Annotated in this window: 21 protein-coding genes; 11 read left to right on the forward strand and 10 right to left on the reverse strand. The window is 62.4% G+C overall.

The annotated features are described in order from the left end of the window. Nucleotides 1-23 precede the first annotated feature (23 nt). The 4 genes from KUV41_RS04245 to KUV41_RS04260 all read left to right on the forward strand — a co-directional run bounded on the left by KUV41_RS04245 (nt 24) and on the right by KUV41_RS04260 (nt 4,061). Nucleotides 24-428 (forward strand): DoxX family protein, encoded by a 405-nt coding sequence (locus KUV41_RS04245; RefSeq protein WP_206941666.1) that lies wholly within the window; start codon nt 24-26, stop codon nt 426-428. A gap of 265 nt (nt 429-693) precedes the next feature. Beyond that, nucleotides 694-2,157 carry a DASS family sodium-coupled anion symporter gene (locus KUV41_RS04250; RefSeq protein ID WP_206941667.1) on the forward strand — a complete coding sequence of 488 codons (1,464 nt, stop codon included), beginning with the start codon at nt 694-696 and terminating at the stop codon, nt 2,155-2,157. A gap of 151 nt (nt 2,158-2,308) precedes the next feature. After that, nucleotides 2,309-2,773: an NfeD family protein gene (locus tag KUV41_RS04255; protein WP_206941670.1), complete on the forward strand. Its 465-nt coding sequence runs from the start codon at nt 2,309-2,311 to the stop codon at nt 2,771-2,773. Nucleotides 2,774-3,023: 250 nt separating this feature from the next. Then, nucleotides 3,024-4,061 carry an SPFH domain-containing protein gene (locus tag KUV41_RS04260; RefSeq protein ID WP_374107022.1) on the forward strand — a complete coding sequence of 346 codons (1,038 nt, stop codon included), beginning with the start codon at nt 3,024-3,026 and terminating at the stop codon, nt 4,059-4,061. A gap of 193 nt (nt 4,062-4,254) precedes the next feature. Here the strand turns inward: KUV41_RS04260 and KUV41_RS04265 are convergent, their stop codons facing one another. Next, complete coding sequence (locus tag KUV41_RS04265) at nt 4,255-4,695, reverse strand: VOC family protein (protein ID WP_206941671.1); 441 nt, start codon at nt 4,693-4,695, stop codon at nt 4,255-4,257. A gap of 57 nt (nt 4,696-4,752) precedes the next feature. Then, nucleotides 4,753-5,205: a DUF411 domain-containing protein gene (locus KUV41_RS04270; RefSeq protein WP_222484454.1), complete on the reverse strand. Its 453-nt coding sequence runs from the start codon at nt 5,203-5,205 to the stop codon at nt 4,753-4,755. A 227-nt stretch (nt 5,206-5,432) separates the two neighbouring features. On the opposite strand from KUV41_RS04270, the gene KUV41_RS04275 reads away from it, so the two are divergent. Next, nucleotides 5,433-5,993, forward strand: coding sequence for a DNA-3-methyladenine glycosylase I (locus tag KUV41_RS04275; protein ID WP_222162569.1), 561 nt, complete (start codon nt 5,433-5,435; stop codon nt 5,991-5,993). A gap of 19 nt (nt 5,994-6,012) precedes the next feature. Next, on the forward strand, nt 6,013-7,125 hold the full coding sequence (locus KUV41_RS04280; RefSeq protein ID WP_222484456.1) for a metal-dependent hydrolase: 1,113 nt from the start codon (nt 6,013-6,015) through the stop codon (nt 7,123-7,125). A gap of 149 nt (nt 7,126-7,274) precedes the next feature. Here the strand turns inward: KUV41_RS04280 and KUV41_RS04285 are convergent, their stop codons facing one another. Further along, on the reverse strand, nt 7,275-7,880 hold the full coding sequence (locus KUV41_RS04285) for an FMN-dependent NADH-azoreductase (RefSeq protein ID WP_222484457.1): 606 nt from the start codon (nt 7,878-7,880) through the stop codon (nt 7,275-7,277). Between the two features lie 178 nt (nt 7,881-8,058). Then, nucleotides 8,059-8,814, reverse strand: coding sequence for a C-type lysozyme, inhibitor (locus KUV41_RS04290; RefSeq protein WP_222484459.1), 756 nt, complete (start codon nt 8,812-8,814; stop codon nt 8,059-8,061). A 374-nt stretch (nt 8,815-9,188) separates the two neighbouring features. On the opposite strand from KUV41_RS04290, the gene KUV41_RS04295 reads away from it, so the two are divergent. Continuing rightward, entirely contained in the window at nt 9,189-10,103 is a 915-nt protein-coding gene (locus tag KUV41_RS04295; protein WP_206941678.1) for a LysR family transcriptional regulator, read from the forward strand. Nucleotides 10,104-10,123: 20 nt separating this feature from the next. On the opposite strand, the gene KUV41_RS04300 is transcribed toward KUV41_RS04295, so the two are convergent. Together KUV41_RS04300 and KUV41_RS04305 are read right to left on the reverse strand one after the other, a co-directional pair. Then, complete coding sequence (locus KUV41_RS04300) at nt 10,124-11,728, reverse strand: ATP-binding protein (RefSeq protein WP_206941679.1); 1,605 nt, start codon at nt 11,726-11,728, stop codon at nt 10,124-10,126. 4 nt (nt 11,729-11,732) lie between these two features. Beyond that, on the reverse strand, nt 11,733-12,446 hold the full coding sequence (locus KUV41_RS04305) for a winged helix-turn-helix domain-containing protein (protein ID WP_206941680.1): 714 nt from the start codon (nt 12,444-12,446) through the stop codon (nt 11,733-11,735). 399 nt (nt 12,447-12,845) lie between these two features. Here KUV41_RS04305 and KUV41_RS04310 point away from each other — a divergent pair, with 399 nt between their 5' ends. From KUV41_RS04310 to KUV41_RS04320, 3 genes are all read left to right on the forward strand, one after another. Next, entirely contained in the window at nt 12,846-15,749 is a 2,904-nt protein-coding gene (locus tag KUV41_RS04310) for a ribonucleoside-diphosphate reductase subunit alpha (RefSeq protein WP_222484461.1), read from the forward strand. A gap of 115 nt (nt 15,750-15,864) precedes the next feature. After that, nucleotides 15,865-17,139: a ribonucleotide-diphosphate reductase subunit beta gene (locus KUV41_RS04315; RefSeq protein ID WP_222484475.1), complete on the forward strand. Its 1,275-nt coding sequence runs from the start codon at nt 15,865-15,867 to the stop codon at nt 17,137-17,139. Between the two features lie 122 nt (nt 17,140-17,261). Beyond that, a complete protein-coding gene (locus tag KUV41_RS04320; RefSeq protein WP_222162563.1) occupies nt 17,262-17,576 on the forward strand; it encodes a hypothetical protein in 315 nt (104 codons plus the stop codon). Nucleotides 17,577-17,668: 92 nt separating this feature from the next. Here KUV41_RS04320 and KUV41_RS04325 read toward each other — a convergent pair whose 3' ends face one another. The 4 genes from KUV41_RS04325 to KUV41_RS04340 all read right to left on the reverse strand — a co-directional run bounded on the left by KUV41_RS04325 (nt 17,669) and on the right by KUV41_RS04340 (nt 22,335). Next, entirely contained in the window at nt 17,669-18,583 is a 915-nt protein-coding gene (locus KUV41_RS04325; protein WP_222484477.1) for a DMT family transporter, read from the reverse strand. Between the two features lie 47 nt (nt 18,584-18,630). Next, nucleotides 18,631-19,437 (reverse strand): helix-turn-helix transcriptional regulator, encoded by an 807-nt coding sequence (locus KUV41_RS04330; RefSeq protein ID WP_261395897.1) that lies wholly within the window; start codon nt 19,435-19,437, stop codon nt 18,631-18,633. A 458-nt stretch (nt 19,438-19,895) separates the two neighbouring features. After that, nucleotides 19,896-20,150 (reverse strand): hypothetical protein, encoded by a 255-nt coding sequence (locus KUV41_RS04335; RefSeq protein ID WP_222162561.1) that lies wholly within the window; start codon nt 20,148-20,150, stop codon nt 19,896-19,898. Between the two features lie 103 nt (nt 20,151-20,253). Further along, nucleotides 20,254-22,335, reverse strand: coding sequence for a PQQ-binding-like beta-propeller repeat protein (locus KUV41_RS04340; RefSeq protein ID WP_222484479.1), 2,082 nt, complete (start codon nt 22,333-22,335; stop codon nt 20,254-20,256). Between the two features lie 211 nt (nt 22,336-22,546). Between KUV41_RS04340 and KUV41_RS04345 the strand changes: the two genes are divergently transcribed. Further along, nucleotides 22,547-23,161 carry a glutathione S-transferase family protein gene (locus KUV41_RS04345; RefSeq protein WP_222484481.1) on the forward strand — a complete coding sequence of 205 codons (615 nt, stop codon included), beginning with the start codon at nt 22,547-22,549 and terminating at the stop codon, nt 23,159-23,161. The last annotated feature ends 73 nt before the right edge of the window (nt 23,162-23,234 follow it).

The raw sequence follows: 23,234 nt of genomic DNA on the forward strand, positions 1-23,234 counted from the left end.
CCCATCGTGAAAAGGACCTCACCATGCTCAAAGCCCTCGACAACGACGACCTGGGAAAGCTGATCCTGCGCCTGGCGCTGGGCATCATGATCCTGCTCCACGGCATCAACAAACTGATCAATCCCGGCAGCCTTTCCTGGATCGGCGACACTCTGGCCTCCCATGGATTACCGACGGTGCTGGCCTACGGCGTTCTGCTGGGCGAGGTCGTCGCTCCGTTGATGGCGATTCTGGGCTGGAACACCCGCATCGCGGGCCTTTTGATCGCAGGCAACATGGTCGTGGCCATCTACCTGGCTCATATGGGCGAATTGTTCAGTCTGGCCAGCAGCGGCGGCTGGGCCCTGGAGCTGCAGGGCATGTTCCTGTTTGGCGCCTTGGCCATGATGTTCCTCGGTAGCGGCCGCACCGCGCTCAAGCCCGACTGAGCGCTGCAGCGCCTTCTCGCTTTCAAGCGACGCCACATCTTCGCCGACCCGCGTTCCCCGACACCGCCCACCTCCCAGGCGGTGTCTTGTTGCCGTCGCCCGTCCAGCACCAGCACGTCCGGGCCGAGTTCAACTAACGTCGAACGTCTCCTTGATGAGTGTCATCTAGCCCTTGGCTTAACTGTGCGTAAATAAGCAGGACACGTTCAGGTTTGCTCTCTCGCGAGAGAAGACGTTTTGCCCTAGCCGACACACGGAGCCCATCATGCTCGCGTTCAAGCCCATCCCCGCCCTGGTCGCCATTGCCCTGGGCCTGGCGATCTGGTTTGCCGTCCCTATTCCAGACGGCGTCACCCCCGAAGCCTGGCACCTGCTGGCGATATTTGTCGCCACCATCGCTGCCATCATTGGCAAGACCATGCGCATTGGCGCCCTGGCCATCATCGCCATCACCCTGGTGGCTCTGACCGGCGTCACCAACCCGGACAACTCCAAGGCCGCGGTAGCGGATGCCCTGTCGGGGTTTTCCAACCCGCTGATCTGGCTGATCGGCCTGGCCATCATGATCTCGCGGGGGCTGGCCAAGACAGGGCTTGGCAACCGCATTGGCTACGCCTTTATTGCCGCCTTCGGCAAGCGCACCCTGGGCATCGGCTACGCCCTTTCCCTGGCCGAGCTGACCATCGCGCCGATTACCCCCAGCAACACGGCACGGGGCGGGGGCATCATGCACCCGATCATGCGCTCCATTGCTGACAGCTTCGGCTCATCACCTGACGCCGGTACCAGCAAGAAGATCGGTGAGTATCTGGCGCTGGTGAACTATCACGCCAACCCGATCACCTCGGCCATGTTCATCACCGCCACTGCCCCCAACCCCTTGATCGTCGACCTGATCGCCAAGGCCACGGGCTCCGCCCTCTCGATCACCTGGACCCAATGGGCGCTGGCGGCACTCCTTCCAGGCCTGGTCGCCATCGCGCTGATGCCAGCGGTGCTCTACGTACTGTATCCCCCGGAGCTCAAGCGTACTCCCGACGCTACCTCCTTCGCCCGCAAGCAGCTGGATGACATGGGCGCCCTGACTCGCGCCGAGAAAATCATGATTGGTGTGTTCGGTCTGCTGCTGACGCTTTGGGCAGGCATCCCGGCCATGCTGTTTGGCCCCGAGCTCAAGGTCAATTCGACCACCGTGGCGCTGCTCGGTCTGTCCATCCTGCTGGTGACGGACGTGCTGACCTGGGATGACATCCTGGGCGAAAAATCCGCCTGGGACACCATCGTGTGGTTCGCCGCCCTGGTCATGATGGCAAGCTTTCTGGGCAAGCTGGGACTGATAGGATGGTTCTCTGGCGTCATCGAAGAAGGCATCGGTAGCCTCCAGATGGGCTGGTTCGGCATGGCGCTGGCGCTGACCGCTGTGTACTTCTATGCCCACTACTTCTTTGCCAGTACCACCGCCCATATCACCGCCATGTACGCCGCCTTCCTGGCTGCCGGCATGGCGCTCGGCATCCCTACCCTTTACATCGCCCTGCTGCTGGCCGGCGCATCATCCTTGATGATGTCGCTGACCCACTACGCCACCGGCACCGCGCCGATCATCTTCGGCTCAGGCTATGTGGAACTCGGCACCTGGTGGAAGGCCGGCTTCATCATGAGCATCGTCAACCTCACCATCTGGATCGGGGTCGGCAGCCTGTGGTGGAAGGTGCTCGGCTACTGGTAAGCCCATCTAGCGATCCGTGGCCCCACCTCGAGACGCCACCGCCTTGCGGTGGCGTTGTCGTCTGGCCTGTCGGTTGGCTTGCCTGACGTCCCTTCCCGGCGCAGAATCGACAGCGACAGGATGTCGTTTCTGTATCGTCTGGAGGTTGGCCATGGATTTCCTCTCCCCCGCGCTATGGTGGCTGCTCGCAGGGCTCGCGGCCCTGATCCTCGAGCTGCTCAGTGGCTCCTACGTATTGCTTGCCTTGGCGGCGGCATTGATCGTGGGATCCCTGGTCGCCTGGTCGGGTGGCGACATCATCATGCAGCTGATCGCCTTTGCGGTGGCCTGCGGTGTGCTCGTTCCCCTGGCTATCTGGCGCCTGCGCAAGCGTCGCTACGGCCCCCACCCAACGTTTGGCGTGGCCGGTGGCGGCACCCGCCAGGGTGAGCGCTTCGTGCTGGTCAGCCGGGATTTTGACGACGCTCCTTGCATCAAGCTGGACGGAGACCTGTTTCGTGCCTGTTTGGCACAAACCGATGCCGAGGCCCCTGCCCTGCGTCCAGGTGACGAGGTCATCCTGTTACGGTTTGAAGGAACTCAGGCTATCGTGCGCCCAGCCGGAGAAGGCTCCTGAGAGATCCGCTTGCCGTGACTCCTGTTCACGCATCCGGTCAGCGCTGTCGTCTCCTTCTATCGCATGCCCTGGCGCCAGCTCTAGCGCTTACCTATACGCTTCCCTATCCATTTCCCTATCCGCTTCCCTATCCGCTTCCCTATCCCGTGCAACCAACGAGCACGGATTCCCACGGCGGCACATCGCCGCTCCCGACGGGCAGCCAGGCCGGCTTGACGGATGATGCCCTTGCTACCAAGGAGGTGTTTGCATGTTGTTGAATGTCGTTAGCCCAGGCCTGTTGCTGGCCATCGTGGTGGTCGTCATTGCTCTGATCATGCTGATCAAGGGACTGGTGATCGTGCAGGAGTCCGAAGTGATCGTTATCGAGCGCCTCGGGGCTTACAACCGCACGTTGCAGAAAGGGGTGAATTTCATCATTCCCTTCTTCGACAAGCCCAGGCCCATGAAGATGGTGCGCTACATTCGTCAGGGCCAGGAATTCACCCCGGTACTGAGTCAGGAAACCCGCATCGATCTGCGCGAATCGGTCATGGACTTTCCGTCCCAGCCGGTGGTGACAACCGATAACGTGACGGTACGTATCGATGGCGCCATCTATTTCCAGATCATCGATCCCGCCAATGCGGTCTACAAGATCGAGAACATGAGTCAGGCGGTCGAGGTGCTGGCCAAGACCACCTTGCGTTCCGTGGTGGGCCAGATGGAGCTGGACAAGATCTTCGAGTCCCGTGCCGAGGTCAACGCCAAGATCAAGGAACAGATGGAAGAACCGGCCTCCAAGTGGGGGGTGGCGATCAACCGTATAGAGGTGCAGGACATCGAGATGCCAGCGGAAGTGAAGGAGGCCATGCACCTGCAGATGTCAGCCGAGCGTCGCCGCCGGGCCACCGTGACCGAGGCCGAAGGCGACAAGGCAGCGGCGATTGCCAAGGCTCAGGGCCAGAAGGAATCCGCCATCCTCAATGCCCAGGGCGACAAGGAGTCCGCCATTCTTCGCGCCCAGGGGGAAAGTCGCTCGATCGAGCTGGTACTGAATGCCATGGGCGAGGGCGAAAAAAGCTCCAAGGCCGTCATCGGCTATCTGCTGGGTCAGTCTTACATCGCCATGCTGCCAGAGATGGCCAAGCAGGGTGAGCGGGTCTTCGTTCCCTACGAAAGCTCGGCCCTGCTAGGCGCCATGGGGGCCTTCCGTGACCTCAACGCCACCGACGAGGCACTGGGCGACATCGCACGCCGGGCAGCATCCGCCGGCGGACTGACCGGCGCGGCCAGCGCCCACGGCTGATGCCTTTCCCTCGCCGATAGCCCTTGCCGACAGCAACCGCTGAACATCGCCAACCCTATCGCCACGCGGCAGGGTTGGCGGCAGGGTTGGCGGCAAGGATGAGCGCTGCGCAGACAGCAGGGTCTGTCCATGGGAAGCACGCCCGAGAACAGACGGCAGCGCAGTTGGCACGCCCTGCCGCCACGCTTTGCCCCTACCAGCTCCCCGTGTTCTCCATGGATGCCCACGGCTCTTGGGGGGCAAGGGCATCGCCTTTTTGCAGCAGTTCCACCGAAATACCATCGGGGCTTCGCACAAAGGCCATATGACCGTCACGGGGAGGACGGTTGATGGTCACACCATTGTCCTGGAGCTTCTGGCAAAGCCCATAGATATCATCGACACGGTAGGCCAGGTGGCCAAAATTCCGTCCGCCCTGATACTCCTCCGGATCCCAGTTCCAGGTCAGCTCAAGCTCAGGTGCCTGCAGCTCGCTGGAGCGCGACTCATCTTCTGGCGCCGCCAGAAAGACCAGGGTAAAGCGCCCCTTGTCGTTCTCCTTGCGCCGGACCTCTTTGAGGCCCAGCAGGTCGCAGTAGAAATGCAGCGACGCGTCGAGGTCGCTGACACGCACCATGGTGTGTAGAAATTGCATGGCCTGTATCTCCAAGTCAGGGGCTCTTCCTCACCGGCAGCGCAGACACCACTGCCGTTACGGATAGCGGGTCACTACCTTGGCGCGATCCTCCCCCGCTGTAAAGCTCAGCACGGCATAGTCATCTACCCGTCCGGTTTCCATGCCTGGGGAACCATGGGGCATACCGGGAACCGCCAACCCATCGATGTCTGGCGACGCTTGCTGGAGCCAGGTGAGCTGTTCGGCAGGTACGTGCCCTTCGATCAGGTACCGTTTGCCGGCGTCCGTGGTCAGCACAGCGGTATGGCAGGATGCCAGTGCCCTGGGAACGCCAAGCTCGCGCTTCACTGCGCCCATGTCGGCTTCTTCGAGCACTGACACCTCAAACCCCGCCGCTCTGACATGGTCGGCCCAGGCGCTACAGCAGCCGCAGTGGGGATCCTTGTGCATGTCCAGTCCCGCCGCCATGACCAGTGGACTGACAACGCCGAGCAACCCCGCGCCCAGGGCGCGCAAAGAGTGAGCCATCGCGTATGATCTCCTGAACAACGTAAGTCTGTGAGTCGACACAGCATCGCAGAAGGTCGTCAGAAGGGAAATGCCAGAACTCAGCCATGAGGCACAGGCCCACCACGCCTCCGTCAAGACGATACCGGCCAGAACGACAGGAAAAGACGGCATATACCGAGCCCCTTTACATCGCCTCCTTTAAGACGAACTCTTTTACGGTGGCTGCTTACCGAGGAATCCAGCGAATGAGTGAGTACTGCAACGTGGCACCGGGGCACCCCCTGCATGGGCCCTACCACGATACGGAATACGGGTTCCCCATCACCAGCGAGGCCGATTTGTTCGAACGACTTGTGCTGGAGATCAACCAGGCTGGGCTCTCCTGGCTGACGGTACTGAAGAAACGCGACGCCTTCCGCCATGCCTTCGACCACTTCGAGGTTGACCGGGTGGCCGCCTATGGCGATGAGGAGCGGGCGCGACTGCTCAATGATGCGGGCATCATCCGACATCGGCAGAAGATCGACGCGGTGATTCACAACGCCCAGGTGATCCAGCAACTACGCGTGTCTCACGGCGGTTTCGAGGCCTGGCTGAATGCCCATCACCCTCTTCCCCACGCACAGTGGGTCAAACTCTTCAGGCGACACTTCCGCTTCACCGGCCCCGAGATCGTCAAGGAATTTCTGATGAGTACCGGCTATCTCCCCGGGGCCCATCATGATCAGTGCCCGGTGCAGCAGCAGGTCTTGGCCGCCTCCCCGGCATGGACGCAAACCGCCTCCGACACCAACCCGCCCGGCTAAGCGGCGCCAGGAAGAGATAGTGGATTCACTGACACAAGCGGCACTGGGCGCAGCCCTCGGCGGCGCGACACTAGGACGTCAACTCGGGCGAAAATCGCTGTTGGCCGGTGCCGTGGTCGGCAGCCTGCCGGACCTGGATGTGCTGATCGACTATGGCGACGCGGTCGCCAACGTCACCTATCATCGCGGCTTCAGCCACTCGCTGTTTGTGCTTACCGCTGTGTCACTGGCGCTCGCTTTTGCCGCCACGCGGCTTGGCAAGCGATGGGCGGTCACCGCGACGATACCCGCGTTGCGCTGGTGGCTGTTCTTCTGGCTATGTCTCGTCACCCACCCCTTGCTGGATTCGCTGACGACCTATGGCACCCAGCTATGGTGGCCGCTTGAGGTGGTGGCACCCAGCGCCACGCCGCTAGTGTTCATCATTGATCCCGTGTACACCCTGGTACTGCTGGGTGCGCTCGGCGTGGCCCTGTGGCCGAGCACCACGCGCTCTGCACTCCAGCGTGCCGCCAGCGCGGGGCTGATCATCTCGAGCCTGTATCTGCTGGCTGCGATGGGCGCCAAGAGTTGGGTAGAGCTGCGGGCACAAGCCGCGCTGGAGCGAATCGACATGGCCTCGGCGCAGGTGCTGGTCCAGCCGGCACCGTTCTCGACCCTGCTATGGCGAGTAACGGCCATCAAAGGTGATCGTCATGCCGAGATGCTGATCGGCCTGCTGGATGGTGACACCCAGCCTCAGGTAGAGCTGTTCCAGCGCGGTGCAGCCCTGGAGAAAGCCGCCACATCACTGGCCAGCGGCCAACGCCTGGAATGGTTTGCCGGGCCCTTTCTCCGCTACGAGAGGCTGACCACCGAGGATGACACCCTGCTGATCGCCACTGACTTGCGTCTAGGCTTTCCCGGATTTCATCCTTTTCGCTTTGCGCTCGCCCGATGGCAGGGGGATCGCTGGGTCGCCCTGTCGCCCAGCCGGCAGTTGCCGATGTCTGCTCAGCAGCGTCCTCTCGGGCGTTTACTGGCACGCATCATCTCGCCACAGCCCAGACTTTGCATGGGTGACTACGTGGCACCACGTTGGCACCTGGCGACCGATACGGGTGTCTGTGCGGTCCATCACTCAGGGCAATGACGCAACAATGCCGCGACGAAAGCATCCGTCGCGGCATGGCCTCTAGCCTGGGGGAATGGCTGGAGGGGTATAGCTAAAGGGATGTTGCTAGGGGGACATTGCCAAGCAGCTTGGCGGGTTATTGCCAGCCGGCCTGGCATCGGCCGGCGTTACAGCGCCTCGACCAGCGTCGCGATCTCTGCGTGGGCCTGGGTGAGCGCGGCTTCCTTGATCTCATCGCCCATGTTCAGGCCCTCGGCATAGACCGCCTCGAACTCGCTGATGCCGATCAGCCCCAACAGGTGACGAATATGCGGCGTCTGGGTGTCCAGCTCGCTACCTGCATACTGCCCGCCACGGGCTCCCAGCAGTATCGCACGCTTGCCTTCGATCAAGCCCACCGGACCATTTTCCGTGTACTTGAAGCTCTTGCCGGCGCGCAAGATGCGGTCAAACCAGGCCTTCAGCTGGGACGGCATGCCCAGGTTGTACATTGGCACCGCAAGCACCACCACGTCATGGGCCAGCAGTTCGTCGAGCCGCTCGTCGGAGCGCAATGCCAGCTCACGCTGCTGCTCGCTGCGCTCCTCTGGTGCGACCTGCCAACTGGACAGCTCTGACAGAGTCAAGTGCGGCAGATCGTCGGCAACGACATCGCGGTGTGTCAGCTGAATATCGCTGCGCTGACGCACCTGGCGCTCAAACTGTCGGGCCAGGTCGTTGGACTGACCATGCTCACCCAGAATCGAAGACGTCACTAGCAATACGCGGGTCATGGCAAACTCCCTAAGAAGAGGTATCTGCCGATCAGTTTACCGCCTAAAAAGTTGACGAAAAGCGAAAAAATACGGGCCTATCTTTCTATAAAAACGAAAGAAAACGCCTGCTACATCACGACAGGAGCGCCCTGTCGGGCGCTCCTGACATCGTCCTCGACGCCGGGTAACGACTGGTTCAGGGCGCGATGCCCTGGCCACATCCCTGCAACTGCTGGCCATTGACCGTCAGCGTCACCTGAGCAGGCCAGGGCGTGCCGGCCATGTCGTCGAAACAGGCACCAGATTCGATACGCAGCTCAAAGGGGGCGTCCGCACGCCCACTCTGCAAGATTACTCGGCCCGCCTCATTGTCCAGCGTGGTGACCCGATACGGCAGGCTCGCCTCGCGCTCGCCATAGTCCAGCGACATGTCGATGCGCGGCACGTCGTTGGCCAAGGAAAGATGCCACCCGGGCTCATTGCCACGGGCATAGAACATGACACCCGGTTTATCCGTGCGCCGAAGCGAATCGCGCCGGGCAGTCGCCTCACACTGCAGCCGTCCACGGCCGCTCTTGATCACCGCACGATCACCGATCACGTGAGCACTGAGCTCGCCCTGCTGATAGCGCTCGCCCTGGTCCACTACCGCCTGGGGCAGCTGCTCGGCGCCATGGGTCGTCCAAAGCCGCAGGGAGTCTCCCTGAGTGGCGGTGACCACATCCTGGCGTGGTGTGCAGTGCCAGCCCACAAAGGTGGTGCCGTCGCCAACGAAGTACGCCGATGGCAATAGCGGTGCCTGCTGCTCGACAGGAGCGTCAGTGAAGGATCCGCGCCTCTCCACCGCGGGAGCCTGATCCGATCCGGCGTCCTGACCTGACTGGGAGGCACATCCCGCCAGGCCAGCCAGCGCGGCGGTTAAAAGAGTCGAAGCGATAACGGATCGGCGCATGGAAAGCTCCTTCGATAACAGCGGCAAAACGGTCCTTTGACGCCACACGATACCACCGCCAGGCCCATCGTGACCCATTTTCCCCGGACAATCCCTCCCGATTCAGCACGCTATGTAAGCAAGGTGTTGTCACCCAAGCCCTCGCCACGGTCGGTGATCGACGCAGGTAGAGAGCTATCCACGTTCCACCGCCAAGCGTCAGTCCTGAATGCCCCTATCAAGACCCCGAACCGCGCCTTTTATCACGCCATCAGAATGAACCAGACTCATGCTCTATCTCACGGAACATGAGCGATTCCACAGATTTGGACTAGCCCCGCAAGGGTGAGTCAAACTAAACTTCTTAATCTTTATTATGAACAAAGCTCACGATAATGCTTGAACTCCGTCATCTGCGTACATTGATCGCCCTGCGCGACGCTGGTTCTCTGGTGGAAGCCGCCGAGCGAGTGCACCTGACACAATCGGCCCTTTCTCATCAGCTCAAGGACCTGGAGGAGCGACTGGGGAGTCCGCTGTTCCTGCGCAAGACGCGACCGGTCGAGTTCACCCGCGCGGGGCTTCGTCTGCTCGGGCTGGCTGAGCAGATTCTGCCCCAGGTGCGCATGGCGGAGCGGGACCTGGCGAGACTGGCCGGCAACGAGCACGGCCGCCTGCACATGGCCATCGAGTGCCACAGCTGCTTCCAGTGGCTGATGCCCACCGTGGACCATTTCCGCGACCATTGGCCCGAGGTCGAGATCGACATCCCCGGGGGACATCATTTCGATCCCTTGCCCGCGCTGGCCCGGGAACAGCTCGACCTGGTCATCACCGCCGACCCCCAACCTCTCCCGGGGGTGCACTACGAGCCGCTGTTCCGCTACGAAGGCCTGCTGGCCGTCGCTCGTCAGCACGCCCTGGCAGGCAACAGCCACGTCACCCCGGCAGATCTCGCCGACCAGGTGCTGATCACCTATCCGGTAGAGCGCTCGCGCCTGGATATCTTCACGCAGTTCCTTGACCCAGCGGGAGTCACGCCGCGTGAGGTACGCACTGCCGAGCTGACCATCATGATGATGCAGCTGGTCGCCAGCGGCCGTGGGGTCTGCTCACTGCCTAACTGGGCCATGACAGAGTATCTGGAGCGGGACTATGTGAAGGCCGTGACGCTGGGCGAGACCGGCGTCTGGAGCACGCTCTTTGCGGCAATTCGTGAAGACACCAGGGAGGCCCCCTGGATGGTGGACTTTCTGCGCACGGCTCGTGAAACCTCGTTCGCGGTGCTCGAAGGTATCAAGCCCGCCTGACGCAGCGCGACGTTCAAGGGTCAGAAACGCCGGGGAATGATCAGGGTAAAGCGGGCGCCCTGCAGGGTCGGGCTTTCATCGACGGTGACACTGCCCCCGTGCCAGGCCATGACCTTCTGCACGATGGACAGACCCAGGCCATATCCCCCCGAACGGCGGGTGCGGCTATCGTCGAGACGCGCAAAGGGCTTGAAGATATCCTGGCGGGCCTCGGGGGGCACCCCCTCGCCGTCATCTTCCACGTCGACACGCACCAGACGGCTTTCATCGTACAGGCTGACCTTGACGCGAGAGCGGGCATGGCGACAGGCGTTGGCCACCAGGTTCTGGATGGCACGCTGCAGATAGCGCAAGTCTGCGTGTATCTCCACTTCCGGTCCCGCCGCCAGCTGCACGTCGAGATTGCCGTGCAACGGCATCAAGGCATCGATCACTCGCTCGCAGGTATCGCGCAGCTCCACCGGTTCCGGTGTGGCATCCACCCCGTGGATGGTCTCGCTGTCCAGACGAGCGTAGGTCAGAATCTCGTCGATCAGATCATCAAGCTCATCGATATCACTATCGACGCCCTGCAGCTGGCGCCGGACCAGGGCGTCCTCGGACATATCCTCGACCATCTGCACCGCAAAGCGTATCCGCGCCACCGGCGTCCTGAGCTCATGCGACACCGCACGAATCATGTCCTGCTGGGCGCGTAGCAGCGATTGCACCTGGGACGCCATACCGTTGAAGGCCATGCCGACACGTCCAAGGAAGTCGCCACTCTCGACCTTAACTCGGGTATCGAGACGACCACTGGCGAGTCGTGTCGCAGCCATTTCCAGACGCGCCATGCGCGCCTCGATGCCGCGTACGATCAAGTAGATGACGATGGCCAGAGCGCCCATCAGCAAGACCAGCATGGAAGCCAGCAGCGCAGGCGGCAGCGCCTCGTAACTTGCCATGGGGCCGACGGTCAGCCAGAACGGCGCCTCTCCCGGTGGCGAGACCTGCATGAACAGCACCACCGACCAGTGCTCGGGCAGCAGCTGCATCATCACTTCGCCCCCGGCCAGGCGCGACAGGTGACGCTCATCCAGCATGGTCGGCGGCGACTGACTGATCGACACCGCCAGATCCCCTGAGCTCAAACCATCGAGGCTGGACTGACGATCCTTGGCCGGGAGACTCGCCAACCACTCACCGCTGAGCTGGGTCAGGCCCCGCAGCTGGCGTTCCGACAGCCCTGACAGCGCCACCTGCAGCACCGCCCCGCCTCCCGGCATCAACCGCCAGAAGCGCCAGTCATGGGGACTGTCGCGATCCACCAATACGCCGCCGCGCTGTAACCGCAGGCGAGTAAAGTAGCTCGGCGACAAGGACGAAAGGGACACGATCGACATCGATATATCGAGCGCCTCGGAGCGCTCTTCCATCCACTGGCGACGCTCCGATCGAGGCAAACGATCGATCATCGTCGCCATCAGATTCATCGGAGCCTCAGCCAGCGTCTCGCGATAGTGCTCGATACGGATCTTGTCGATCAACGTCATGCCCGACATGGCCACGCCAAGCGCCAGCACCAGAGTCGCCGCCAGCATGACGTAGACCCGCAGGAAGGTACTGTCGGCAAGGGCGCGACGCATGCGCTCAGCTATCCTTCACAAACAGATAGCCCTTGCTTCTGACGGTCTTGATGCGATGCGGATGGTGGGGGTCATCACCGATCTTGGGGCGGATCCGCGATACCCGCACATCGATAGACCGATCCTGTCCGTCGTAACGAATACCGCGAAGCTGAGAAAAGATCTCTTCCCGGGTCAACACGCGTCCGGCATGGCTCGCCAACAGCCACAGCAGATCGAATTCTGCACTGGTCAGGTCGATACGCTCACCCTTCAACCAGGCTTCCCGGGTCGCATTGTCGATGTCCAGATCCTGGAACGACAGCCGGCTTTCGCCCCCGGCCTCTGCGCCGTCGAGTCGGCGCAGCAACGCGCGCATGCGTGCCAGCAGCACACGCGGCTGCACCGGCTTGGGCACGTAGTCGTCGGCGCCCATCTCGAGTCCCAGCACCTGATCCATGTCATCCGTGCGAGCGGTGAGCATCAGGATCGGGCCTGAGTAGTCGCTGCGTACACGGCGACAGATGGACAGGCCATCTTCCCCCGGCAGCATCAGGTCAAGGATCACCAGATCCGGCTGCAGCGACAGGATGCGATCGACTCCCTTACCGCCGTCCTCTTCCAGGCTCACGCGAAAGCCGTTGGCTTCCAGGTAGTCCCGTGTCAGACCAGCGAGACGCTCATCATCCTCGATGATGAGTACGTGATCCTGTTCTCGTTGCTCTGAGCGATCTTCCATAGGGTTTCTCATTCCTTGTGGCGAGTACCGGGCATGAAGCATGCCGGACAGACGACTGATACTAAGCAATGTCACACGCGATAACACAAGGATACCCGAAATTTTCGCCGTCGCCTGCCCTCTCTTCGGTCCCGTCCTGACGCTGCCTTACGCCTGCCAGCGGCACCAACACTGGCCTGGCTGGACGCCCCGGGATGCCCCTCTCCCAAGCGCTGCGACCGGCGCGACATTACCCACTTGATGAAGGCAAAAATGCACACTATCTTGTGTTCGTGGCCCGCCAAGGCACTACATAGTGTGCCTCTAGCAAGTCCACCGAAGGCTGTCAATCAGCACGGAACGACGCCTTCTCACGCCCTTTTCCACGACTCTTCTCGCCTTACAGGGAGCCTCGGCGCCATGGAAACCATCGCAAGCCCGGATCGACCGTCTGTCTCTGTCACTGCGCCCAACACATTGCGCGTGATCAAGCGCACCGGTGATGTGGTGCCCTTCGATGCCGGCAAGATCGCGGTGGCCATCAGCAAGGCCTTCATCGCCGTCGAGGGAGACAACGCCGCCACCTCGAGTCGGGTACGCGACTTCGTCAAGCACTCCGCAGAGGCCATCGAACACACCTTCGCCCGGCGCCTGGCGGATGGAGGCACCGTACATATCGAGGATATTCAGGATCAGGTCGAGCTAGTGCTGATGCGCAGTGGCGAGCAAAAGGTCGCCCGCGCTTACGTGCTCTATCGTGAAGAGCATGCCCGAGCCCGCCAGGACAGCGGCATCGCCAAGCCTCACCCCACGCTCAACGTTACCGCCGCCGACGGCAGCCGCCGCCCCCTCGACCTGGGACGCATAGAAACCCTGGTCTTCGACGCCTGCGAAGGGCTCGAGAACGTCGACCCGAACAAGATTGTTCAAGACTCCCTGAAGAACCTTTACGACGGCGTGACCATCGACGGCGTGTCGCAAGCGCTGATGATGACCGCCCGCACCCTGGTCGAGAAAGACCCCAACTACACCTACGTCACCGCTCGCCTGCTGCAGGACAACCTGCGCCGCGAGGCACTGTCGTTCCTCGAAGTGGCAGAAGACGCCACCTACGGTGACATGGCCAGGCTCTACACGCCGGCCTTCGTGCGCTATGTCGAGCGCGGGATCGAGTTCGAACAGCTCGACCCAGAGCTTGCCAACTTCGATCTGGAGCGTCTCGGCGAAGCCCTGGATCACCGCCGCGACAATCAGTTCACCTACCTCGGCCTGCAGACCCTCTACGATCGCTACTTCCTGCATCGTGACAACGTGCGCTACGAGCTGCCCCAGGTGATGTTCATGCGTGTCGCCATGGGCCTGGCATTGAAGGAAACTGAGCGTGAGGCCCGCGCCATTGAGTTCTACGAGCTGCTGTCGAGCTTTGACTACATGGCGTCGACTCCCACCCTGTTCAATGCAGGCACCGTGCGCAGCCAACTCTCCAGCTGCTACCTGACTACCGTGTCCGACGACCTCGAGAGCATCTACGGCGCTATCCGTGACAACGCCATGCTGTCCAAGTGGGCCGGTGGTCTCGGCAATGACTGGACTCCTGTGCGCGCCCTGGGCTCCTACATCAAGGGCACCAACGGCAAGTCCCAGGGAGTAGTGCCGTTTCTCAAGGTCGTCAACGACACCGCCGTGGCGGTCAATCAGGGCGGCAAGCGCAAGGGCGCAGTCTGCGCCTACCTGGAGACCTGGCATCTGGATGTCGAGGAGTTTCTCGAACTGCGCAAGAACACCGGCGACGACCGGCGTCGCACCCACGACATGAATACCGCCAACTGGGTGCCGGACCTGTTCATGAAGCGGGTGTTCGACGACGAGCAGTGGACCCTGTTCTCGCCGTCCAGTTGCCCGGACCTGCATGACCTGTACGGCATTGCCTTCGAGAAGCGCTACACCGAGTACGAGGAAATGACCCGCAACGGTCAGATCACCCTGTACAAGCGGGTCAAGGCCAAGGACCTGTGGCGCAAGATGCTGTCGATGCTGTTCGAGACCGGCCATCCCTGGATCACCTTCAAGGATGCCTGCAATCTCCGCAGCCCGCAGAGCCATGCTGGCGTTGTGCACAGCTCCAACCTATGTACCGAGATCACCCTCAATACCTCCGCTGACGAAATTGCGGTGTGCAATCTGGGGTCCATCAACCTGGCCAATCACATCGTCGAGGGCCAGCTGGAGGCCAGCAAGCTGAGAAAGACCGTGCGTACCGCCGTGCGCATGCTCGACAACGTTATCGACATCAACTATTACGCGGTGCCCCAGGCGCGACAGTCAAACCTCAAGCACCGCCCCGTGGGCCTTGGCCTGATGGGCTTCCAGGATGCGCTGTATGCCCAGGGCATCGCCTACGCCAGCGAGCAGGCAATCACCTTTGCTGATCGCTCCATGGAGCTGATCAGCTATCACGCCATCGAGGCGTCCAGTGACCTGGCTGCCGAGCGCGGGCGCTACGCCAGCTTCGAGGGGTCGCTGTGGAGTCAGGGGATTCTGCCGATCGACTCGATCGACAGGCTCAAGGCCGAGCGAGGCGAGCGCTTCATTGAGGTCGACACCAGCCAGACCCAGGACTGGGAACGCCTGCGCAGCAAGGTGCAGCAGCAGGGCATGCGCAACTCCAACGTCATGGCCATCGCCCCCACCGCCACCATCTCGAACATCTGCGGCGTCACCCAGTCCATCGAGCCGACTTACCAGAACCTGTTCGTCAAATCGAACCTGTCCGGCGAATTCACCGTGGTCAACGCCTACATGGTCAGCGACCTCAAGCAGCGCGGCCTGTGGGACGAGGTGATGATCAACGACCTCAAGTACTACGACGGCAGCGTCCAGCCTATCGATCGTATCCCGGACGACCTCAAGGCCAAGTACGCCACTGCCTTCGAAGTCGAGCCAAAGTGGCTGGTCGAAGCGGCCGCGCGACGTCAGAAATGGATCGATCAGGCCCAGTCGCTGAACCTCTACATCCAAGGGGTATCCGGCAAGAAACTGGACGTGACCTATCGCATGGCCTGGTTTCGAGGACTCAAGACCACCTACTACCTGCGGGCGCTGGGCGCCACCTCGGTGGAGAAATCCACGGTCAACCGCGGCAAGTTGAATGCCGTCGCCAACGGCGCTTCCGCTGACGCGCCCACCGCGGCTCCCTCACCCAGTATCGACACCGCGGTCGAGGGAGAGCCTCGGGGCATCGAGGATTTCCTCAAGGGCAAGGGCGGCCAACGTCCTCCCTCCGCCGGCGATATCGATGAACTAGGCTGCGAGGCCTGCCAGTAATCCGGACCACCACGCTCGGTCCTGTGGACAAGCCCCGCAGGCCAGGCTGAGGCGACCAGACACCCCTGCCGACGCCCTGCGCGTCGGCCGATCAGACGATCGGGAGAGAGCAACAATGCTGAACTGGGACGAGTTTCACGAGGACGACACCGCCACCGCCGAAGTTCCGGAACCGCAAAAGGTACTGGAACCGCAAAAGGCACCACAGCCGGCAACGGCTCCGGTCACCGAACCAGCGGTCGAGGCGAAGGAGGCGGTGCGCGAAAGCACTGGCCACTATGGCGTCGCCGACCAGAATCGCCTGGCCCGCGCACGCCAGGCCCTTGAGGAGCTCGACGTGGCGGCAGGTCTCGAAGAGCTCGAGATGGGCGCGGCGCGTATCCAGGTCGATGACAAGCAGATGATCAACGCCCGCGCCGACCTTAACCAGCTGGTGCCGTTCAAGTACGAGTGGGCCTGGCAGAAGTACCTGGACGGCAGCGCCAACCACTGGATGCCCCAGGAAGTGAACATGAACGCGGACATCGCGCTATGGAAGAGCAACGACGGCTTGACCGCCGACGAGCGCCGTATTGTCGAACGTTCGCTGGGCTACTTCTCCACCGCCGACTCCCTGGTCGCCAACAATCTGGTGCTGGCCCTGTATCGCCTGATCACCAACCCGGAATGCCGCCAGTACCTGCTGCGCCAGGCTTTCGAGGAAGCGATCCACACCCACGCCTACCAGTACTGCGTGGAGTCGCTGAGCATGGACGAAGGCGAAGTCTTCAACATGTATCGCGAAGTGCCTTCCGTGGCCGCCAAGTCCGCCTGGAGCCTGAAACATACCCAGTCCCTGGCGCGCCCGGACTTCCACACCGGCACCGTAGAGACCGATCAGGAACTGCTGCGCAACCTGATCGCCTTCTACTGCGTCACCGAAGGGATCTTCTTCTACTGCGGCTTCAGCCAGATCCTGTCCATGGGCCGTCGCAACAAGATGACCGGCGTGGCCGAGCAGTTTCAGTACATCCTGCGTGACGAGTCGATGCACCTGAACTTCGGCGTCGACATGATCAACCAGATCAAGATCGAAAACCCGCATCTGTGGACGCCCGAGTTTCAGGATGAGGTCACGCAGATGATCCTCGAGGGCACCGAGCTCGAGATCAGCTACGCGCGTGACACCATGCCTCGAGGGGTGCTGGGCATGAACGCGGCCATCATGGAAGAGTACCTGCACTTCATCTGCAACCGCCGCCTGGCCCAGATTGGCCTGAAAGAGCAGTTCCCCGGCGCCCAGAACCCCTTCCCGTGGATGAGCGAGATCATCGACCTGCGCAAGGAAAAGAACTTCTTCGAGACCCGCGTCACCGAGTATCAGGTCGGCGGCGCACTGAGCTGGGATTGACACCGTGGGACGCCCAGGCCGCATGCCACGGGCGTCTTCATCTTGAGCTGTGAACGGCATCCGCTTGCGAGCGGGTGATGGCGAGACCCCAAGATCTAGCCACCTAGTGAGAGGGCAATACCATGACAGTGTCCAACGCAACACCACAGCAGCACCAGCACGACACTCGCGCCTGGCAGACCGCACTGGACCAGGCCCTGGCTGCCCATGGCGGCGAGCGCGCCCTGGCTCGCTACGACCACCTGGCCCATGCCTTCCCCGCCCCTGAGTATGACCCCCACGATGATCACCACCCCCACCTGAACCTGGACGCCTTGAAGCGCTGGGCGCTGTATCGTGGCTGGCGCGCTCAGCCGGACACCGATCGCGTGGGGCTGGCCAGCACGCCACCGATTCGCTTTACCCGGCTATCACGACATCGCATTACCAGCCATTAAGGCTTCGAGAGACGTGACAGCGCTCACTGACGGTCATCACCGCGAGGGAGCGCTGTCGCATGGCGTTTCATCCAGCCTGTGACACGCCAACCTCAGCGGCTGCGCCGACGCCCGATCCAGCCGCTACCGACCAGCATGCCCAGGGTAATCAGCCCCGCGGCACCGGCCAGCCACAGACTGGGGGCGGCATAGCCAGTGACCACCAGCACCAGCGTCGACAGCAGCGGCGTAAAGTAGGCGAGGAAGCCCAGCAGGCGTAGATCGCCCTGCTTGACCCCGATATCCCAGGTAAAGAACGCGCTGCCTACCGGGCCCAGACCCAGGGCAATGACACCGAGCCAAGCGCTGCCCTCGGGCCAACGAGTCGTCTCGAAGGCCAGGTGACAGATCGCTGCCAGTATCGCCGTGGCCAGACAGAAGCCGCCCACGGCGGCGGTCGGCACCTTGCTGGTGGCCCGGGACAGTACCGAGTAACCGCTCCACACAAAGGCACTGGCAAAGGCGGCAACGTAGCCAAGCAGGCTGCCACCGGCATTGACATCACCGCCGATCAGTAACACCGCACCACAGAAGCCCAGCACACTGCCGATGACGTGATAGCCGCGCAGGCGCTCGCCGGGTAACAGCGCTACCATCAGAACGATCAGCAGCGGCCACAGGTAGCTGATCAAGCCAGCGTTGGCAGGCGGAGCATTCTGCTGAGCGACGAAATACAGGGCGTGATAGCCAAACAACCCACCGACACCCAGCGCCCAGATCAGTGGCGGCTGGCGCATCGGCGCGATGACCGCCTCTCCCCGCACGCGCTGATAGACTACGAAGCAGACGAAGGCCACCGCAAACGCCAAGGCGGTCAACAGAAATGGCGGCACCGGACCGGCCAGCTGGGTAAACAGCGACAGCATGGCCCAGTTGAGCACGGTGGTAGCGCCAATCAAGGTGGCCCGGCGTCGCAGATCAGGACGCGCTGCGATGTCACCGCTGGATGAGGATGAAGAAACAGACATGAGGACCTCCACACAGACGAGGACTCGAGTGTGTGCGGCGCACGCCATCATGTCTTGTACGATTCTGACCTTTGCAAGACCTGCTGGGCGGTCTGTTGTCGCCAGCGCCCCGGCGGCATCCCGTGGGCCTCACCAAAGACCCGGGTAAAATGTGCTGCATCGTGAAAACCACAGGCCAGGGCAATCTCGCTGAGGGAGACGGGCATGGCCCTCCCCTGGGCGCCAAGGCCCATCAGCAGCTGACGGGCCAGGATCAGACGCTCGCGGCGTAGCCAGGCCGCCGGTGCCATGCCCATCAGGACGCGAAATTGACGCGCAAAGACGGCCTCGGACAGGTGACAGAGGCTGGCCATGTCGCTGACCCGCCATGGCTGCTCCAGACGACGACGGACCTCTGGCAACAGTCTGAGCAGACTTAGCCGCTGGGACGGCAACGGCTTGCCTCCACCTGCGTCAAGCGCTGTCGCCAAGGTCAGCAGCCACTGAGCCAGCCGAGGTACATCCGCAGGGCCCGTAGGCGCGGCGGTCGCCAGTGCTGTGGGGACCTTGATCCCCGACAGGCGGCGGCTCGCCCCTCGACCGGATTCAAACAAGGATTCGATACCCAGGGCATGGCACCACTCCACCGGGAGATCGAGCACCAGGACGTCGTTGTCCGCGGGGGCGAGATAATGATGCAGGTCACCGCTGGGGACCGGTGCCAGCACGCCTTCGCTTACCCGCAGACACCGACCGGCCACCTCCAGCTCGACCATGCCACCTTGCCCCAGCAGCAGTTGCTGGTAGTCATGCCGGTCACTGAGCACCCTATCCGGGTAGCTACGCCGTTCGATTACTGGAGCGTCAAGCATCATTGCAAGGTCATGTCCCAAAGCCAGACCTTCAGTCTAGCCCTCGCGCCGTCGCCCTGGAAACCTGGGCGCCAGCTGATCCGGGTCAAACGCACTTCCTTGGCAGAAGCGATACCCTCTCATTTACAACCCCGCCAGGCTCTGATAGAGATGTCTGTCGGAGGTCCTCTCCATGGAACATGCAGGAGGTCCGTCATGGCGACATCCAAGAGTGTCATCAAGCGCGTTTACGTTCCCACCCACGTCAAGACCCTGCCCAACGGTGAACGGGTAAAGGTCCCGGGCCACTACAAGAAGGTCCCGACGGCACACTAGTTCGCGTTTGCCACGCCCTGGAGCCGTCGATCGCTGACCGCTGTCACGCGTTGCTGATTCTGTCACTCAAGATCCAGCCACCCTCGACCCCGTCACACTGATCCAGTCACCCCAGACCCAGTCACCCAGACTCCGTCATCCAAGGATCAGGCGGAAGACGGCTCCCGACACACCCGCCACCAGCCAAGTCCTGCCGGCACGCCGAAGAGTAGCGCATGCACCAGCAGCTCCTCCCCCAGGGCATAGCCGTGTGACAACCCGACGCTTAAGTTCCAGGCACAGACTCCCAGCCATGCCAGGCTAAAGACCCACATCGCGGTATGCTGACGAGGCTTTGGACAGGTCCAGAGCAACAGCAAGACCAGTGCCACGCCAATGATGATCATGATCAGCAGACGCATCTCCCCCTCCTCCTGCCAGTCGAGCGAAGCGCACCGACGGCGCTTTGCCATGGATGTTGACGCAGCCAGTCATCGCCATGACCGCGCGAGACACAACGACTCGCTATTCAGGCATCGAGTTCGGCGTCATCACGATCAACTGTGACGCCCCTTGCCGATGCTTCAGCGCCACGACGAGATACGACGTCCCTGGTGCTTCGGTGAACGTCCACAGCCCCTCTACGGCACCGCCAGCAAGGAACTGTGTGCCCAAGGCTTGGCCAGTGTCGGGCTGCAGGAAAAACAGCCTCGAGGCACTGCTGGCACCGACGACAACGGTGTTGTCGATCGTGACAGGCGCGGTCAAGCCAGTCGCCCCCATCAAACGTCGCGGTGAGAACCGCGACGGCTTCAGGTGGTGAACGTCCAGGCCCGACACCGTGGACACCCACTCCCCCGTTGTCGAAGGCCCGAGGCTGACACGCGCCACCGCCCCCCAAGGGGGCGTTTGGCACCATGGCCACGCAAGCCTGCCCCCGTCGCGGCTGACCAGGCCAGTGCTGGCAAGCAGGTAGGCGCCTTCGTCCGGCGAGCCGAAGATCGTTTGTCGTGACCAGGGCGGTGCCATGGGCGGATGCACGAGCAGGTCCGCGAGCAGGTCTGTCAGCGGAGCCGGCAGCGCACTGGGAAGGCCGTGATCCCGAGTGCGCTGGCGCAGTCGACACCAGAGTTGATCAACGGGGGTGAGCCCCCAGGCATCTCGCTCAGCCGCGCCAGCCGTTGTCAGCGCTGTGTTGCGCCAAGGCTCCTCGGCCAAGGGCGGTGAAGCGGCCAGCACCTCGTGGGACAGTATCTCCCCGGTCAACCGGTTGAATAGCGTCAACCCGGCGACGGTGTCAGCCACCATCACCAGCGCTGTCGCGTCAGGCTGTTCCTCTCTGCCGCCGGCATCTTCCCCAGCGTCGGCGAGACCTGCCTCTTCTGCCGTCAGTGTCATCAAGGCAGCCGTGCCAGACGCGGTGATACCGCCCAGCATCTCGGTCTGCCACAGGACGGTGCCATCGCTGATATCCACTGCCTGTATCAGGCTTCCTGCGTCGCCGGTAGGCACCCTGGCGGCGGACGACACGATCAGGCGATTCAGTGCCTGATCGACCGCCAGCAGTCTGTCGCCACCTGCCGCGTCTCCCCAGCTCCACAGGCTCTCTCCCGAGCCGCTGTCGAGCAGTTGGAGGGCGGGGCCATCCTCCATGGCAGATGCCACTATCGCGCCATCGGTCACCTGCAATGCCGCCAGCGACGTCGCTTCGACGGTAGTCATCCCGGCCGCGGCAAAGCTCTCGCAAGGCCTGCCGGTGTCGGCGTCCAGCGCCAGCAAAGTGCCGGATGAGGAGGCGACAAACAGCCGCTGCGGACACATCAAGTCGGTCTCGCTGATACCGCTCTCACCGGCGCCTTCATGGGTGGATGCCAATTCCAGGGGATCCCCTTCTTGCTCTCCTGGGATGGGTACAAACACCCCCGCCGCGCCCTCGACGGGGCCTTGCCAGGCATCATGAAAGGCCAGATACGCGCAGCGTTCCCCGGCGACATCGCCTTGCCACTGGTAGGCCCATAGCGGCTCTCCCGTGGTGGCTCGGCGTGCCATCACTCCCTGCTGGGTGCAGACAAACAGCTGCTGCTGATCATCCGACAGTGCCAGGGACGACACCCCTGCCGTCAGCTCGGTGTGCCAGACGTCGGTCAGTGCGAACGGCGCATGAGCACGATCACCTTGCTGCCACGCCTCGACGATATGCGGTGCCGCCGCCAGCAGCGGTAGCGCCAGACCAACGATCGACGTCAGCCCGGTTCCCTGACGACCGAGGCCAGTGGCGCCGCGAGACCACCATGGCAGGAGCAACACCAGTCCCAGCAAGGCCGGGGCCCAGAGCCGAGGTATCAAGCGCCAGGCATCTAGCCCCACCTCCCACAGCGCCCAACCAAGCGTGCCGGCGAGCAACGCCGCATACACCGTCAAGGTGCCGCGCCAGCGCCCCATCAACCCTGCGGCCACGGCCACCAGCCCCGCGGCAGATACCACGTAATAGACACTGCCGCCCTGAGCCAGCAGCAGCGCTCCCGCCAGTAGCTGCACCAATGCCACTACAGCCAGCACCAGTCCCAGCATGATGGAAGGCCCCTTGGCAGCCCGACGGTTATCCATTGAGTGCATCTCCTTTCGTCCCTGACGGCCACGAGGCAAGACGTCGCCTCAGCACTCGCGACGTGCAGCTTCAGAATAGAAGCTGCCGTTGATCACTGCGACCTACGTCCACCCTCGTGGCGTACCGTGCAGAGGCACGCCAAATGCCTGGCGTGAGGCGACGAACATGGCATGATGTGCCATCCATCCGTTGCTCCAGAGGAACACGCCGATGAATCTGTACGGCGATACCCGTTCGGGAAACTGCTACAAGATCAAGCTGCTGGCCTCACTGCTCGACATCCGAATGGTGTGGATCGGCATCGATATCCTGGCCGGTGACACCCGTGAAGAGGATTTTCTCGGGCGTAATCCCAACGGCAAGATTCCCCTTCTTGAGCTGGATGACGGACGCTTTCTGGCAGAGTCCAACGCGATTCTCCACTACCTGGCCGGCGGCAGTGATTGGCTGCCGCAGGACCGCTTTGAGCATGCCAAGGTGCTGCAGTGGCAATACTTCGAACAGTACAGCCATGAACCCTATATCGCCGTTGCCCGCTTCATCTCGCTGTATCTCGGCCTGCCTGATGAACGCAAGGCCGAGTACGAAGCCAAGAAAGAGGGCGGCTACAAGGCGCTGAAGGTCATGGAGCGTCAGCTGGAAGCGACGCCTTATCTGATCGGCGACCGCCCGACCATTGCGGATATTTCGCTGTATGCCTATACCCACGTTGCCCATGAAGGCGGCTTCTCGCTGTCGACGTTTCCCGGCATACGGGCCTGGCTCGAGCGCATTCAAGCGCTGCCAGGCTATGTCTCCCTCGGTGACGAAGCGCTCCCTGCCTGAGCCGTTGAGGTGGCCATGGTCAATGACCGACCGGCCCGGTCGGTCATCTCTCATTGTCGGATATCAGGTATGC

Origin of the sequence: Halomonas sp. DP8Y7-1 (genome assembly GCF_019801685.1) — a bacterium.
In the GTDB taxonomy this organism is placed as follows: Bacteria; Pseudomonadota; Gammaproteobacteria; order Pseudomonadales; family Halomonadaceae; genus Halomonas; species Halomonas litopenaei_A.

Excerpts from the sequence above, each read along its gene's own strand:
- KUV41_RS04245 (WP_206941666.1), top strand. The coding sequence starts at position 24 with ATGCTCAAAGCCCTCGACAACGACGACCTGGGAAAGCTGATCCTGCGC.
- KUV41_RS04250 (WP_206941667.1), top strand. The coding sequence starts at position 694 with ATGCTCGCGTTCAAGCCCATCCCCGCCCTGGTCGCCATTGCCCTGGGC.
- KUV41_RS04255 (WP_206941670.1), top strand. The coding sequence starts at position 2,309 with ATGGATTTCCTCTCCCCCGCGCTATGGTGGCTGCTCGCAGGGCTCGCG.
- KUV41_RS04260 (WP_374107022.1), top strand. The coding sequence starts at position 3,024 with ATGTTGTTGAATGTCGTTAGCCCAGGCCTGTTGCTGGCCATCGTGGTG.
- KUV41_RS04265 (WP_206941671.1), bottom strand. The coding sequence starts at position 4,695 with ATGCAATTTCTACACACCATGGTGCGTGTCAGCGACCTCGACGCGTCG.
- KUV41_RS04270 (WP_222484454.1), bottom strand. The coding sequence starts at position 5,205 with ATGGCTCACTCTTTGCGCGCCCTGGGCGCGGGGTTGCTCGGCGTTGTC.
- KUV41_RS04275 (WP_222162569.1), top strand. The coding sequence starts at position 5,433 with ATGAGTGAGTACTGCAACGTGGCACCGGGGCACCCCCTGCATGGGCCC.
- KUV41_RS04285 (WP_222484457.1), bottom strand. The coding sequence starts at position 7,880 with ATGACCCGCGTATTGCTAGTGACGTCTTCGATTCTGGGTGAGCATGGT.
- KUV41_RS04290 (WP_222484459.1), bottom strand. The coding sequence starts at position 8,814 with ATGCGCCGATCCGTTATCGCTTCGACTCTTTTAACCGCCGCGCTGGCT.
- KUV41_RS04295 (WP_206941678.1), top strand. The coding sequence starts at position 9,189 with ATGCTTGAACTCCGTCATCTGCGTACATTGATCGCCCTGCGCGACGCT.
- KUV41_RS04300 (WP_206941679.1), bottom strand. The coding sequence starts at position 11,728 with ATGCGTCGCGCCCTTGCCGACAGTACCTTCCTGCGGGTCTACGTCATG.
- KUV41_RS04305 (WP_206941680.1), bottom strand. The coding sequence starts at position 12,446 with ATGGAAGATCGCTCAGAGCAACGAGAACAGGATCACGTACTCATCATC.
- KUV41_RS04310 (WP_222484461.1), top strand. The coding sequence starts at position 12,846 with ATGGAAACCATCGCAAGCCCGGATCGACCGTCTGTCTCTGTCACTGCG.
- KUV41_RS04315 (WP_222484475.1), top strand. The coding sequence starts at position 15,865 with ATGCTGAACTGGGACGAGTTTCACGAGGACGACACCGCCACCGCCGAA.
- KUV41_RS04320 (WP_222162563.1), top strand. The coding sequence starts at position 17,262 with ATGACAGTGTCCAACGCAACACCACAGCAGCACCAGCACGACACTCGC.
- KUV41_RS04325 (WP_222484477.1), bottom strand. The coding sequence starts at position 18,583 with ATGTCTGTTTCTTCATCCTCATCCAGCGGTGACATCGCAGCGCGTCCT.
- KUV41_RS04330 (WP_261395897.1), bottom strand. The coding sequence starts at position 19,437 with ATGATGCTTGACGCTCCAGTAATCGAACGGCGTAGCTACCCGGATAGG.
- KUV41_RS04335 (WP_222162561.1), bottom strand. The coding sequence starts at position 20,150 with ATGCGTCTGCTGATCATGATCATCATTGGCGTGGCACTGGTCTTGCTG.
- KUV41_RS04340 (WP_222484479.1), bottom strand. The coding sequence starts at position 22,335 with ATGGATAACCGTCGGGCTGCCAAGGGGCCTTCCATCATGCTGGGACTG.
- KUV41_RS04345 (WP_222484481.1), top strand. The coding sequence starts at position 22,547 with ATGAATCTGTACGGCGATACCCGTTCGGGAAACTGCTACAAGATCAAG.